At 60.1% G+C, this 14378-nt stretch carries 11 protein-coding genes; 6 read left to right on the top strand and 5 right to left on the bottom strand.

Annotated elements, in window-relative coordinates; all coding sequences use genetic code 11:
- Nucleotides 1-30 precede the first annotated feature (30 nt).
- Together SIB64_RS08375 and SIB64_RS08380 are read left to right on the top strand one after the other, a co-directional pair.
- A complete protein-coding gene (locus SIB64_RS08375) occupies nucleotides 31-1608 on the top strand; it encodes an NAD(P)H-quinone oxidoreductase subunit 4 (RefSeq protein WP_413442778.1) in 1578 nt (525 codons plus the stop codon).
- A 1-nt stretch (nucleotide 1609) separates the two neighbouring features.
- Nucleotides 1610-3724 (top strand): M3 family metallopeptidase, encoded by a 2115-nt coding sequence (locus SIB64_RS08380; RefSeq protein ID WP_413442779.1) that lies wholly within the window; start codon nucleotides 1610-1612, stop codon nucleotides 3722-3724.
- 141 nt (nucleotides 3725-3865) lie between these two features.
- On the opposite strand, the gene SIB64_RS08385 is transcribed toward SIB64_RS08380, so the two are convergent.
- From SIB64_RS08385 to SIB64_RS08405, 5 genes are read right to left on the bottom strand one after another with little or no spacing between them, the layout of a single operon-like run.
- The gene (locus SIB64_RS08385; RefSeq protein ID WP_413442945.1) at nucleotides 3866-4450 is read right to left on the bottom strand and encodes an esterase/lipase family protein; all 585 of its coding nucleotides are present in this window, start codon (nucleotides 4448-4450) and stop codon (nucleotides 3866-3868) included.
- Nucleotides 4447-4821 carry a dihydroneopterin aldolase gene (folB, locus tag SIB64_RS08390; protein WP_413442946.1) on the bottom strand — a complete coding sequence of 125 codons (375 nt, stop codon included), beginning with the start codon at nucleotides 4819-4821 and terminating at the stop codon, nucleotides 4447-4449. The genes SIB64_RS08385 and folB overlap by 4 nt, the downstream gene beginning before the upstream one ends.
- A 5-nt stretch (nucleotides 4822-4826) precedes the next feature.
- The gene (locus SIB64_RS08395; protein ID WP_413442781.1) at nucleotides 4827-6134 is read right to left on the bottom strand and encodes a glutamate-5-semialdehyde dehydrogenase; all 1308 of its coding nucleotides are present in this window, start codon (nucleotides 6132-6134) and stop codon (nucleotides 4827-4829) included.
- A 15-nt stretch (nucleotides 6135-6149) separates the two neighbouring features.
- Entirely contained in the window at nucleotides 6150-7064 is a 915-nt protein-coding gene (locus SIB64_RS08400) for an ROK family protein (protein WP_413442782.1), read from the bottom strand.
- Between the two features lie 2 nt (nucleotides 7065-7066).
- Nucleotides 7067-11512 carry a translocation/assembly module TamB domain-containing protein gene (locus SIB64_RS08405; protein ID WP_413442783.1) on the bottom strand — a complete coding sequence of 1482 codons (4446 nt, stop codon included), beginning with the start codon at nucleotides 11510-11512 and terminating at the stop codon, nucleotides 7067-7069.
- 66 nt (nucleotides 11513-11578) lie between these two features.
- Here SIB64_RS08405 and SIB64_RS08410 point away from each other — a divergent pair, with 66 nt between their 5' ends.
- From SIB64_RS08410 to SIB64_RS08425, 4 genes are read left to right on the top strand one after another with little or no spacing between them, the layout of a single operon-like run.
- Nucleotides 11579-12031 carry a Ycf51 family protein gene (locus SIB64_RS08410; RefSeq protein ID WP_413442784.1) on the top strand — a complete coding sequence of 151 codons (453 nt, stop codon included), beginning with the start codon at nucleotides 11579-11581 and terminating at the stop codon, nucleotides 12029-12031.
- Nucleotides 12028-12441, top strand: coding sequence for a DUF4332 domain-containing protein (locus SIB64_RS08415; protein ID WP_413442785.1), 414 nt, complete (start codon nucleotides 12028-12030; stop codon nucleotides 12439-12441). The genes SIB64_RS08410 and SIB64_RS08415 overlap by 4 nt, the downstream gene beginning before the upstream one ends.
- A 19-nt stretch (nucleotides 12442-12460) precedes the next feature.
- The gene (locus SIB64_RS08420) at nucleotides 12461-12775 is read left to right on the top strand and encodes a hypothetical protein (RefSeq protein WP_413442786.1); all 315 of its coding nucleotides are present in this window, start codon (nucleotides 12461-12463) and stop codon (nucleotides 12773-12775) included.
- Nucleotides 12765-14372 (top strand): CocE/NonD family hydrolase, encoded by a 1608-nt coding sequence (locus tag SIB64_RS08425; RefSeq protein ID WP_413442787.1) that lies wholly within the window; start codon nucleotides 12765-12767, stop codon nucleotides 14370-14372. The genes SIB64_RS08420 and SIB64_RS08425 overlap by 11 nt, the downstream gene beginning before the upstream one ends.
- Nucleotides 14373-14378: the final 6 nt, after the last annotated feature.

Genomic DNA, 14378 nt, shown 5'->3' on the forward strand with positions numbered 1-14378 from the left:
GTTAGGTTTGTTCACGATTTAGGTCATGGAATGGACGCAGAGCTGCCGTTGTTCGCCGCGTCTCCACAGTCCCTCCCCTGGCTTTCCTTGATCGTGCTGCTTCCGGCGGCAGGGGCGATGCTGATGCCCCTCCTGCCTGTAACGGACGATGGCCAAAAGGCATCTCAGCTGCCGCGCAATCTGGCGCTGACGGTGCTTCTTGCGGATCTTCTGCTGATGATGGGCGTCTTCGCGACGCAATTTGACCCCGGCCAGGCCGGGCTGCAATTGGTGGAGCGTGTCAGCTGGCTGCCTGTGATCGGCCTGGAATGGTCCCTCGCTGCCGATGGGCTCTCCGCCCCTCTGGTCGTTCTCAGCGGTCTGGTCACTCTGCTTTCCGTGGCGGCCAGCTGGTCGGTGAAAAGTAAATCGAGGCTCTATTTCGCGCTGCTTCTGGTCCAAGCCTCGGCTCAAGGGCTGGTCTTTCTCTCCCAGGACTTCCTTTTGTTCTTCCTGGCATGGGAGCTTGAGCTCGTTCCTGTGTATTTGCTGATCGCGATTTGGGGCGGGCAGAACCGTCAATACGCCGCCACAAAATTCATCCTCTACACCGCGCTCGCTTCGCTTCTCATTCTCATCAGCGGATTGGCACTCGCTCTTTCCACTGATCAGTTCACCCTCAATCTCACCGAGCTGGCTGCCCGATCGCCCGGTGGAACCTTCGGATTGCTGTGTTACCTGGGATTCCTGGTGGGATTCGGCGTCAAATTGCCGATGTTCCCGCTTCATACCTGGCTTCCGGATGCCCACGGTGAAGCCAATGCACCGGTATCGATGCTTCTGGCGGGTGTGCTTCTCAAGATGGGCGGCTACGCGCTGCTTCGCTTCAACGTGCAGATGTTGCCCGAAGCTCACCTTCAGCTGGCACCGGCCCTGGTGATTCTTGGGATTGTCAACATTGTGTACGGAGCGCTCAACGCATTCGCTCAAGACAACGTCAAGCGACGGATCGCCTGTAGTTCCGTCAGTCACATGGGCTTCGTGTTGCTGGGCATTGGTGCGGTCGATGCCCTCGGTGTCAGTGGAGCCATGCTTCAGATGGTGAGTCATGGCCTGATCGCAGCTGCGATGTTTTTCTTCACCGGTGTCTTTTACGAGCGCACCAAAACCCTTTCCATTCCAAACATGGGAGGCGTGGCCAAAGCATTACCGATCACGTTCGCTTTCTTCCTGGCAAGTTCACTAGCGTCTTTGGCCTTGCCAGGGATGAGCGGCTTCATCAGTGAGATCACGGTGTTTCTAGGAATCACCAGCCAGGAAGGGTTCACCTCCCTGTTCCGATCCATCACGGTGCTGCTTGCGGCCATTGGTCTGGTGCTGACCCCCATCTACCTCCTTTCCATGTGTCGAAGGGTCTTTTTCGGTCCAAGGATTCCAGCTCTTGCCGTGATCGACGACATGCGCCCACGGGAACTGGTGATTGGGTTAAGCCTGCTGGTGCCCACCCTGGTGATCGGAATCTGGCCCAGGGTTGCCATGGATCTCTATGAAGCGTCCACGAATGCTCTGGCTGCCCGGCTTGGCGACCAGACCCTGATGGCACTGATTGAACGTTTACCTCTCGGCTGACATGACGACCTGCTCCTCTCCATCACCGCTCCTCAAGTGCAGCGGGTTGCCAGAGTTCCGTGCGATCGATTCAGACCAGGTCCGCGAACACATTCCGATCCTTCTTCAGGACCTCGAGGCCTCCCTGTCAGAGCTGGAAAGCGACCTTGAACAAGCCATGGCGACGGATCAGCCGCTGAGCTGGGATGTCGTTATGCACCCTCTGCAGCGCATCAGCGAGCGGCTTCGCTGGAGTTGGGGTGTGGTGTCTCACCTCAATGGTGTGTGCAATTCAGCGGATCTCCGCGAAGCCCATGCGAGCCAACAACCGGAGGTTGTCCGTTTGGGCAACCGTCTCGGTCAAAGCAGGGTGCTGCATCGTGCTCTCACACGGCTCCAGAGCTGTCCGGCGGAGCCTCTGAACGAGGCGCGCCGACGCATCCTCTCCAGTGAACTTCTCTCGATGAATCAGCGGGGTGTCGGCCTGGAGGGCGAGGAGCAGCTGGCTTTCAATCGCACCAGCGAACGCCTGGCTGAGCTCTCAACCGGTTTCGGCAATCATGTTCTGGATGCCACGCAGGCATGGACCCTGATGTTGACCGACTCTTCTCAGGTTGAGGGACTTCCCCTGAGAGCTCTGGAAGCCCTGGCCGCGGCTGCCCGGGAGGCCGGTGAGATAAGTGCATCAGCGGTGGATGGCCCGTGGCTGCTCGGCCTTGACATGCCTCGTTATCTCCCGTTCCTCACCCATGCTGACAACAGGAACCTCAGGGAAACTGCTTATCGGGCCCATGTCAGTCGTGCCAGCAGTGGCGATCTCGATAACCGCGAACTGATCGAGGAGATCCTCCAGCTACGGCTTGAACAGGCCAGGCGTCTGGGATATGCGCATTGGGCTGATCGCAGCCTTGCCAGCAAGATGGCTCGGGACGTGGACGCCGTTGAAGGGCTTTTGGAGGAGCTGCGCAGTGCGGCCTATCCCGCTGCTGAACGTGAGCTCGCCGACCTGAAGGATTGTGCAAGACGTCATGCTGCACAGGAAGCTGCGGACCTGGCGGCATGGGATATCGCTTATTGGTCAGAGCGTTTACGGAAAGAGCGCTTTGACCTTGATCAGGAAGCGCTGCGCCCTTGGTTCCCACTGCCTCAGGTTCTTGACGGGCTGTTCGGCCTCTGCAGGCGTCTCTTCGATGTTGAGATCCGTGCCGCTGACGGTGAGGCTCCGATCTGGCACGACGATGTTCGTTTCTTTCGGGTTTTTGCCCGTGATCAAACACCGCTGGCGGCGTTCTACCTCGACCCTTTTAGCCGTCCTGCCAGCAAACGCGGAGGCGCATGGATGGATGAATGCCTCGGGCGCAGCACGACGCCTGATGGTCTGCCCGTGTTGCCCGTTGCCTACTTGATCTGCAACCAGACCCCTCCCGTGGATGGCACCCCCAGCCTGATGAGCTTCGACGAGGTGGAAACCCTCTTCCATGAGTTCGGCCATGGACTGCAGCACATGCTCACCACCATCGATGAGCCCGAGGCTGCGGGAATCAACAATGTTGAGTGGGATGCCGTGGAACTCCCCAGCCAATTCATGGAGAATTGGTGCCTTGATCGCCCCACCCTGATGGGGATGGCCCGGCATTGGCAGACTGGCGAACCACTGCCCGAAGAAGAATTCAACAAGTTGCGCCGAAGCCGCACCTTTAATTCAGGCTTCGCCACCCTGCGTCAGGTTCACTTTGCAATCACGGATCTTCGCCTTCACAGCCGCTGGAGCTCCGCCGGAGGGTTGACTCCCGATCAGCTGCGGAGGGAAGTCGCCGCCAATACCACCGTGATTCCACCGATCGAGGACGATCAGTTTCTCTGCGCCTTCGGTCATATCTTCGCTGGCGGCTACTCCGCCGGCTACTACTCCTACAAATGGGCAGAAGTGCTGAGTGCCGATGCATTCGCAGCGTTTGAGGAAGTGGGCCTTGAGGATGAAGATCAGATCCGGGCCACCGGAGCTAGGTTCCGAGACACGGTTCTCAGCCTCGGTGGCAGCCAATCTCCCGAAGAGGTGTTCCAGGCCTTCCGTGGAAGAGAGGCGAGCAGCGATGCCCTGATCCGTCATTCAGGCCTTACGGCAACCGCGGCGTGATCTCGCACCGTCGGCATTCCGTCCCTTGGAATTTCGGAATGGATTGCCGATGCTGAGGGATTCCTTGGGGTGGGCTCGATCTCGGTCGACCTAGTCCCTTGATCACCTCCCGCCAGATGACCGCTCAGCTGTTGTGTGAACTCATCGGCGAAGGGCAGCACTGAGGCGTTCCAGCGATCTGGGATGACCGATCAGCTGCTGATGGGTCCAGACAGGGATTTCCTCCTGGCTGCCGATCGGTAGAACGGCTCTCCAGCCTGGGCAGACCATCACATCCCAGCGGCAGAAGAAGCTTTGGCAATGCACGCCGTCTAGCGCCGAGGGGTCGCTGTTCAGTTCTCGCAACAGCCGGCTGCCAATCTTCATGTCCGCTGCCCCTGCCAGGAGAAATCTCGGGATCGGTTGTGCTGCAAAAGTTCCGCATTGCGGACTGCCAACACTGAAAAAACGGCGCGTCCGACTGGCCCCACCCAGTTCCTGCAACCAGATCCTGCCGATCACTCCACCCATTGAGAAACCGAAAAGATCCACTGGGGTGTTGGAACCGAATTGATCGCGGATCTGACCATCCAGGCGTCTCGCCAGTTCCCGCAGGGGGACCACCCCAAGACCATGGGGCAGGTGGGGAGCGAGCAGAGGTTGTTGCGGCTGATCGAGCGCCTGAATCAGCCGACGAAACAGACGTGGGGTGTCCCACAGACCATGAACGAGGACAAGTGGCGTCATGGGGTTGGCGTCACCCCACCATGGCGTCGCCGTTCCACGGAAACCCGCCCGGTGAATCCCGGTACAGGCGCGGCGCATTTGGTGAGCCGAAGCCAGATCGGCACGGGTCCGTGCAGCGTTTCCAGGCGATTCAACATCTGCTCACTGAAGTGTTCAATCGTTAGGCACCGAATCTCTGCAGCTAGCTGCTGAAGAGCCTTGATCGAGGTGCTGTAGTCGAGGCTGGCGCTGAGGTCATCATCCACAGCCGCTCTGCTCAGATCCAAATTCAGCGTCAGGTCGACCCTGAACCACTGCCCATCGCGACGCTCATGCTCCAGCACGCCCACATGGGCCCAGAGACGTAGATCGCGAACATGGATGGAGTCCAGCTGTTTCACAAAGGAAGATCCACATGGCTGAACTGCCGGATCCCTGAGGCGAAATCCGCGGCTAGATGCCCTTGACCCCGGAGGCGGTAGCGGTAAGTGACCAGCCCTTCAAGGCCGACGGGGCCGCGAGGTGGCAGCGTCTGTGTGCTGATCCCCACCTCCGCGCCCAAGCCATAGCGGAATCCATCTGCGAAACGGGTGGAGCAGTTTTGGTAGACCCCTGCACTGTCCACCGCAGCCAGAAACCGGTCTGCGCTTGCCTGGTCGTTGGTGATGATCGCCTCGGTGTGTCGAGAGCCATAGCGACGGATGTGAGCCATCGCTGCATCCATATCGGGGACGATGCGAATCGCCAAGATCAAATCGAGATATTCGGTTTGCCAGTCGTTGTCATCGGCGGCCTGCTTCACCCCTAGAGCCTGACTAGCTGGATCACCCCGAAGGGTGACCCCAGCGCTTTCGAAGCCAGGAATTGCTTTGCTGAGGAAGGCGGGGGCGATCGAGTCGTGAATCAGCAGTGTTTCGATCGCATTGCATGCCGCCGGGTACTGGGTTTTGCTGTCGATCGCCACCTGTATGGCTTGGTCGAGGTCTGCTGAAGCATCCACGAACAGGTGACAGATGCCATCGGCATGGCCCAGAACCGGAATGCGGGTGTTGTCCTGGATGAACCGAACCAGTTCGTTGCTGCCGCGGGGAATAATCAGATCCACCAGACCATCGAGGCGGAGCAGAGCGAGGCTCTCCTGACGCGTGGTGAGCAAGGCCAAAGCCGACGGTGACACGCCACTGCCCTTCAATCCATCCTGCAGTGCCTTCATCACAGCTTCATTGGTGCAGCGCGCCTCACTGCCTCCCTTGAGGATCGCTCCGTTTCCGGAGCGGATCGCTAAGGCGGAGATCTGAATCAATGCATCGGGACGGGCTTCGAAGATCACCCCCACGACGCCCAGCGGGACCGTCAGACGTTCCAGAACGAGTCCCTCCGCCAGCTCACGATGCAACTGGCGGTTGCCGAGCGGATCGGGCAGCTTCGCCACCTTGCGCAAACCTGCGATGGCAGCTTTGAGCTTGGTGTCATCCAGCTTGAGCCGCGCCATCAATGCAGGTGCCAAACCCTCGGCCGCCGATCGTTCGAGATCTTCTTGGTTGGCAGCAACGATTGAGGCCGCGCTCTCGCTCAAACCATTCGCCATGGCTTCCAGGGCCTGTGCTCGCTCTCCATCTCGCGTTTGTCCGAGCTCAACCGCTGCGAGTCGAACCGCTCCTGCCCTCTGCAGCAACTCCGCTGAAGGCTGTGGAACAGAAGACATGGCAGGCGCTCTTGATCAGTTGTCAGCCATCATCCCGCCCAGCCTCTGCAAGGCGAGTCGGGCCGCTCCAAGCCGGCCTGCCCCGTTGCCGAGGGAACAGGCCTCGATGCGGAGACCTTCCCGCGAGACGGCCTGAACCCGCTGCTGAACCTCCTCTCGAACAGCTGGAAGGAAATGCCGTGAGGCCCCTGCCAGTCCGCCTCCCAGCAGAACGAGTTCGGGGGTCAGGACATAGATGAGCGAACTGATTCCCACGCCGAGGCGCGTTCCGTACTGCGTCCAGATCTCCTGCGCTTTCGGTTCACCGGCATCCGCTGCACTGGCCAGTTCGCGTGGATCGCGTCCATCGCTGAGCCGGAGGAGTGCTGCAATGCTTGCGAACTGTTCAAGGGAGCCCCGATTGCCGCTGTTGCAGGGGGGACCACCCGGTTCGATACCGATCAAGCCGGGTTCTGCTGCTGCACCGTTGTGCCCTGTGAAGAGGGCTCCATTAAGCAGCACTCCTCCCCCAACCCCCGTGCCAAGGGTAAGAAGAACCGCGTTCTGACAGCCAGCCGCCGCACCCATCCAGGCCTCACCCATCACGGCGCAGTTGCCGTCATTGGCCAGAGTCACCTTGCGATTCAGCCGTGGCTCCAACCAGTCCGCCAGTGGAACCTCCAACCAGCCCGGCAGATTGATGCACACGCGAGCCACTCTGGCATCAGCATCCATTGGGCCCGGCAAGCCAATACCCACCAGGGCCGCCTCACGATTTGGGTCGAGCGTCTCGACTGCCTCACACAGTGCCATGGTTACCGCACCAGGCACGGCGGGCTGGGGCGTGGGCCGTTCCAGCTCGGCCAGCATGTCGCCCTGGATTGAGAAGCGAGCCAGCTTGATCGCTGTCCCGCCGAGATCGATGCCGATCACCTGCTGGTCAGTGACCATCGTCAGAACCGGAAAAAAACGCGCAACTGGGTTTGCCAGGTGCCTTCTGTGTCCACCGATCCGGAGATGGTGGTGTTCGGGTTGACCCGGTAGCTCACGCTGGCCTGCGGTGGCACGTCGGAATTGTTCGGAGCAGCTAGGACTGAGAAATCAAAGTTGTCGCTGATGTCGGCGCTGACCTCGCTGACGACGGTAAAGGTGGGAGGCACTCGTCCTGAGGTGCGTTCCTGATTCGATTTCACCGAAGGTGTGACGTACGTGGGGTACAGGGCTACCTGGAGCCGATCACCCATCACGTCGGTCAGCGTTCCCAAAACAGGCGAGAGAAGCGATTGTCCCACGACCGTCGCCAGTGCGGTTCCCGCTCCACCACCAGCCAGTCCCGCCAGCGAGTTGCCCCCGATTAGGGACAGGAGCTGGGACTGCGACATCGGCGGCGAGCTCTGCAGGGAAAGATTTCCAGGCAGCCGATCGGCAGGTCCTGTGGCCTGCACGGTCACCTTGACCAATCGAAGCTGACCACCTCCGACGCCCATAGTGCCGAGGCCATTGGTTTCAAAGACATTGCCGGTGGTGACTCCACCGTTTGAACCCTGGCGCACGGAATCGGACACCTGGGTTTTCATCGCGATGTCGACATAGGGGATCAACCCCAGGGAGGGAGTGAACACCGCCACGTTGGCGGAACGGTGATCCAGCCGGAAGGTGGTGGAGAACAGGGTGATCCGTCCCCGATTCAGTCGGATCAAACCACGGGCCTCGAGGCTCGGATCCAGAGGGCCGTTCAGCAGAAGCTGACCGCCGCCCCTGAAATGGATGATCGGCGGCATGCGAACGGCCAGATCAGGGCCGAGCTTCAGGCGGAAATTGCGGAACTGAAGGGCGGGGATATTGGGGAGAAATGCCTGCGCCGTTGGGGAGGGTTTCGCCGTTCCGCCTGGTCCGAACAGCACCAGTGGTGTCTTGAAATCCCAGTCCTCCTCAATCAGGGAGTCCAGCGTGACCCGTTCCGGTTGTTGAGCTCCTGAAAGCAGGGAACTGCTGCGGATGCCGGGGGAGAGTCCCGGCTCGAAGCTGCCACGCACACGGGACAGCATGCTTTGGCGGGGACGAATCTCACCCTGGTTCAAGGTGAGCTCTCCCTCGAGGATCGGTCTCAGCAGCGAGCCCTGAAGAACGACCTTGCCTTCGGCCATCACATCAACAATCGACTGGCGGATGCGGTTCTTGCTGAGATCGAGCGTGAGTGGTTTGTCTTCGGATCGAGCTTCAAACAAACCGATCGCCCCGATCCCGCGCAACGTGCCGCCCTGGCCCATCTCGGCGGTTAGGGCCTGGACCTCCAGCCGGTTGAAGTCAAACACCATGGCTGCATTGATCCGATGCAGTCGTTGCCCGCTCAGCAGGATGTCGCCATTACGGACTACCAAGAATCCGTTGGCCTGGGGGGCAGAGATACTTCCTCGAAGAATCAGCCGTAGATCAGTCGTGCCCTTTTTGACCTCCACCACGTCCCCGGCAAGCTGACTGAGGAAGTTCAGTGCATCCCCGTGGCTCTCAAGCGTGAGGTTGAGGTCATCTTCCGTCCGATAAGGGATGGTGCCGATCAGACTGATCGGTTCGGCACTGTCGACATTGCGCAAGGCCAGGTCAAGGGTGATGCCCTCCGGCCCCAGCTTCATTTCTTGGCGGTCCAGCACCAAGCTGTCGTCGCCCAGTGCGGCGTTCTCCAGCACTACCTCTGAACTCACGACCGGTCCCTCCCCATCGAAGCGGTAACGACCGATCAATCCGACGGATCCCTTCAGTGCAGGCGGGACATTGGCGAACAGCCCGAAAAGGGAAAACGGCAGATGAAGAATGCTGAATTGCCCCTCTCCACCGAACAGCGATCCGCTGCTCACCACCTGGATCGGCTCCATCTGGAGCATTTGATCCGCATCCTCTCCCTCTAGCCAGAGATGCGCCCTGGCCTGTAGATCGAGATTCAGATCGCTTGGCCGCGGCCCCTTCAAGTTGAGGGCCGCATCGATCCGGCCCTGCAGCTTGGCTGGATCGAACCGGTGGCGCGGGTTGGCCTCCTCATAGACCTCCAAAGCGGTCTGGGATCGGGATAATGCTTCCAGGTGTTCATCAAGGCTTCCACCAAAGGTTTCGATCACGAGGCTGCCGAGATCGTCGGCAGTACCAAGTGTCTGATTGGCATCTGGAGTGCTTGAGCGAAGTTGTCGCGACTGTGCGACCAGCCAGGGAATGCTGATCGCCTCGGCCTTGGCTTCGCTAAGCAGCGGGCCGCCGATCCTTCCTGAGGTTTTGAAGACGACCTTGCCGTCCGGAGGCTTCAGCTGTCCATCCGCCTTGAAGCGACCGTTGCTGATGCGACCCGACAACTCAATCCGGTTCAGATCGACTCCCAGTGCCATGGGTTGATCGATCACCACCTCTCCGCTGAACAGCATCGGGTCGAGAGCGATCTCCCCCTCACCGCTGAGTTGGCCAGAGATGCTTTCGAAGCGTTCCTGATGCGGCAGCGCCATCTGTAGGCCATTCAGACTGAACTGATGGGCCTGCCAGCGATAGCGACGGCTGATTCCAGTCAGGCTGAGAGTCCCCCGCTGACGGGTTAGCTCCACGCGCGACGGCCAGCCCCCCGCTGTGAGATCGGCACGCAGAGACCCTGGGACGTCCAGTTGACTGGTTGATGCCATCTCCAGTGCGGCGGCATCGCCCAGCACACCTCGAAGTCGACCACTCCATTGTTCAGGGATCGCGAGTGGTCCGAACCGTGGTTGATTGAGTTGCACCGAGAGGTCTGCACGCAGGGCCTCGAGGGGGCCAGACAACTTTCCGCTGGTTGAGAGTTTCCCTGCAGTGGGGGTTCCGATCAGGGGGGTGAGACGTTGGAGACTGAAGTTGTGCAGCGCTAGGTCTGCACTCAGGTCACCGATCTGGGTCGCACCCCCTTCCCATTCCACGGGGAGTTGCGCAGATGCTTTGAAGGTCTGGCTCTCGAACCGTTTCAGGTGGGCCATCCCCTGCGGCAGCGACCATTCCGCCAGGAGGTTCCAGCGGTCGAGCAGCGGATTGTGCGACTGATTCAGGCGCAGCTGAAGGGAGGGTTGTTGAACGCTGCCGGTCGCCAGCAGTGATCCCTGAATCGCTGCTTTTTGCCCCAGCGCGGAGTTCAGCGCCGGTACTGCACTCCAGAGCTTGGGAGTGGCGGTCAGTTCCGTACTGCGCAGATTCAGAGCGGGAAAGACATCGCCTTCGAGCCCCAATCGGAATTCTTCCGATTCCAGTCGAGCTGACTTGAGAGCAATACCCCGCTGCTCTGGATCCAGCCACGGTGTGCTCAACCTGGCATCGACCTCGATGGGCCCTGCCATTGAAGTGCCCTCAGGGGGCTCAACCGTGCCGTTCAGATGCCATTGCGGTGCGGCCCATGGGCCATTGGCGCGAATCGTCAGCTTGTCGTTCCGGCTGGAATTGCGCAGTTTGATGGCGAGGTTGAAGGACTTCCCCAGGTGGACGCTTCCGGATGCCTCGGCCAACCAGTCTTCAAGGTTGAAGCTTCCCTTCCGGATGGACAGAGTTGTCCCATCACAAGCAAGCTTGAGCTGCTTGGACCGCAGTGGTGCAACCAGACTGTCGGACTTGACCTCGAGACCCTTGAGGTCAAGGTCGCCTTTGCATCCAAATTGTCCACGTCGCCATTGGAGACGCAGGTCCCCCTTGAGCTGGCCGTCGACTGTTGTTTGGGACGGCAGGGGGGTGAACAGAGCGATCCGTTCCAGCTGAATCTGCTGCAGTTGTGCTCTTAAGGCCAATTCCGGTTGATCCCAGCGCCCTCTGGCTTCCAACCGGACCGATCCACCACGGTCGCGCCAGAGCAGATTGGCCTGGGTGCTGAACCATTGATCGCCCAGCTCCACGGCGCCGCGGCTCTGCAGCTCGAAGGTTTGATCCAGCGGGGCGACACGGATGCGAGCCGGTTGAACCAGCCGATATCGAAGTCCGATATTTGGCAGTGACTGATTGGAATCGGTTGTTCCCGGCACCCAGAAGGTGCCATCGTTACTGCGTCGCAGCAGTACTCTTGTGCCGTGCAGTTGTAGCTGGACGACAGGTCGCCATTGGCGGAGGCTGGCCAGGGGATCAACGCTGACGGTCAGCTTCTCAAGGCTGATTTCCGACCGATCGGCCGCGGCCGGAAGGATTCGTGAAGGACCGATCTGGAATCCCCAGGGTCTTAATCCCTCATAGACCCCGATCCTGACGGGGTGTCCCAGGGGCTTGGAGAGCATGGTTTCCAAGCCCGGTCTGACCTGATCGACGAGATCCGAAGCCGCTTGGTCAGCGAGTTGGAAGCCGATGGCCACGCCCCCGATGAGCAGAACACCTCCCGCTGCGAGGATTGCCGGGAGAGGAAGACGCCGCGTTTCTCCCATTGACCGCGACGGTTTCCTCTGAAGTGCGCGCAATATAAGGAGATCACTCCGTCAGGACCAGCGCCCATGCCCTTCGATCAGTTGCTTCTCGCCACTGTCCCCTGGCTGTTGTGGGCAGGGGTGGGTTTCAGCGTTCTGACCGTTCTCTCCTTCGTTGCCAGCTGGGGCTTTCGCTTCCGATTGGTGGGCGTCAGCAGTTTCACCTTTCTGCTTGCCATCAGTTGCTGGGCGTTTTCAGTGAGCTACAGCCCTCCAGTTGAGGTTGAGGGTGCGGTGAGGGCTCCCATTGTTTTCGACAACGGAGACGATCTGGTGGTGGCTCAGGCCCCTTCGGATCTCGACGCCGCCGCCGTTGGACCGACCCTGTCCCAGTTGTCCGGCAATCTGCGTGGTTCCGGTCGCAGCAGCAGCACCGTCACGCTTCGTCTGAGGGCTGTGCGATCGGATGGGAGTGGAACCAGCACTCCAGTGATTCTTGGTGAAACAGAGCGCAACTTCCTTGATGCTCCGATTCGATGACCAAGGCCAGTGCCCCTCAGGACCATCCGATCCAGACCCTTCCCCAGTCGTTTCGCGATGAATCCATCGCCTTGCGCGAAGCCGGAATCCATTCCTGGGAGACCCTGCGTGATCTGAGTGATCAGGAGCTGAGTCGTCTGGTGCGGCTCGGACGATGCTCCCCCCGCAATCTGCATCGCTTGCGCGGTATGGCCTGCTTGGTGTGTGATCTGGATCTGCCGGCACAGGATGCGGCCTTGCTGATGCATGCCGGCATCGCCACTCGACAAGCGCTGGCGGGATGCACTCCGGAGCGGTTGGTTCGACAAACCGGACGACTCGAGCGCAACCTCGGCACAGGCCGGCAAGCCGTGGTGGATCTCAGGGTGGCGCAGCGTTGGATCCGCCTTGCCAGGCAAACGACGAACTGACCCTTGTCTGTTCCGATCTGTGGGTGGGGCTGTGTATGACGGCTATGTGGTATGTGAAATTTCGATGCGCAACGTGCTCGCGCTGCTGACAATTGGTGTCGTCGCTGCCGTGCCTGTTGCTGCTTCGGAGTCCAATCTCTTGGATGCTGTCAAGCGAAATCCTCAGGAAGCAAAATCCCTCTGCAAAAAATTCCGTAAGCTCAATAAAAAGGGTGGTTCGGCCTACGACTTCAAGACCACACAGCGTTTGGCATCGAGCAAATCCCTATCAATTCCCGATGCCGAGGTCCTCGTGACCTACGTGGTCGGAATGCATTGCCCGAATGTCCGTTGAGCGGAGCGATGCGACGCTCCGTCTGAACGACGGCACCGAACTCCTTTCAGATCTCTGGACACCGGCAGGACAGGGCCCCTGGCCTGCTCTTTTGATGCGCCAGCCCTACGGTCGCCGTATTGCCTCAACGGTCACCCTGGCGCACCCGTCCTGGTGGGCAGAGCAGGGTTACCTGGTTGTGGTCCAAGACGTACGAGGTCAAGGGGATTCCGCAGGCCGCTTCACTGGTTTTGATCAGGAGGCCGTTGACACCGCTGAGACCCACGCCTGGGTGCGGAATCTGCCTCACTGCAATGGTCGTCTGGGCTGTTACGGCTTTTCCTACCAAGGCCTAACCCAACTCGTCGCATCAGACGGTGCAACCCCGCCTGATTGCATGGCACCGGCCATGACAGGTCTGAATGAACGCGACCACTGGAGCTGTGAAGGTGGTGCGCACTGGTGGCATCTGGGACTGGGCTGGGGTTTGCAGCTCGCTGCTCTGAAGGCCAGCCGTGATGGTGATCAAGACGCCTGGCTGGCGATTCGGCAAAGCCTGGAAAGTGGAAGTTATCTGCGCGATGGTCCCTCACTCCTCGCGAGCCATGATCCCGATGGAATGGCTTGGCGGTGGTTACGCCAAGACCCTCAAAAAGAGGCTGTTTGGACCCAACACACCTGTTCAAAGGATTGGTTGCAACGTCCGATGCTCTTGATCGGAGGTTGGTGGGACCCTCACCTCCTCGGAATTCTCGATCTTTGGACGCGAAGTCTGGAGGCGGGTGGAGAGCCTCAGCTCCACATCGGGCCCGCCACCCATTTGCAGTGGTGGAGCCAGGCACAGCATCTACTGCTGGGTTTTTTTGATCAACACCTCAAAGGCGGTTCCACCAAGCCACAGGGCAACGGGATTCGACTTTGGAATCTCACCAGGATGGAGTGGAAAACATCGTCAGTGGACTCGGTGGTGGACTCGGTGCCTCCTCGCACCCCGCGGACCTGGAATCTGATTGCTGACGGTCTCGCCTGTCTGGATCAAGACCATGGGCTGCTGGATCACGCCCGCCCAAGTGAAGGTGTCGTTTGCGTTGTGCATGATCCCTGGCGACCTGTCCCCGCCGTTGGCGGCCATCTCAGCCCCAGTGCCGGGGCGGCTGATCGCAGTGGCATCGACTGCCGCGGCGATGTGGCCTGCTTTACCTCAGATGCGTTGGAAGAATGCCTCACTCTTGAGGGACAGCCGATGCTGATGCTGCAGGCGAGTGCCGATCAGCCCGGATTCGACCTTTGTGTGGCGTTGTCGAGGCTGCCAAGTGACAGCGTCGCTGCGGAACAGCTCAGCACCGGGGTGTTGCGGGTTTGCGGTGAAGCCGCCCGAACCCGCGCTTCCTACAGGATCCGTCTTCAACCTTTGCTGGCCAGCTTGTTTCCGGGAGATCGATTGCGCGTCTCCATCGCAGCTGCCGCTTGGCCAGCGATCGGGATCAATCCCGGTGATCCCCTGATCGCCTGTGGCGCCCCGAGCGCTCAGCATCGGGTTGTCTCCATGACACTGCATCTTGCCGGCTCACAGCTCGGGCTGATCCCTTTCACCTCCGGCAAACTGGACTGCAACTGATTCGAT

Origin of the sequence: Synechococcus sp. MIT S1220 (assembly GCF_047303025.1) — a bacterium.
Classification (GTDB): domain Bacteria; phylum Cyanobacteriota; class Cyanobacteriia; order PCC-6307; family Cyanobiaceae; genus Parasynechococcus.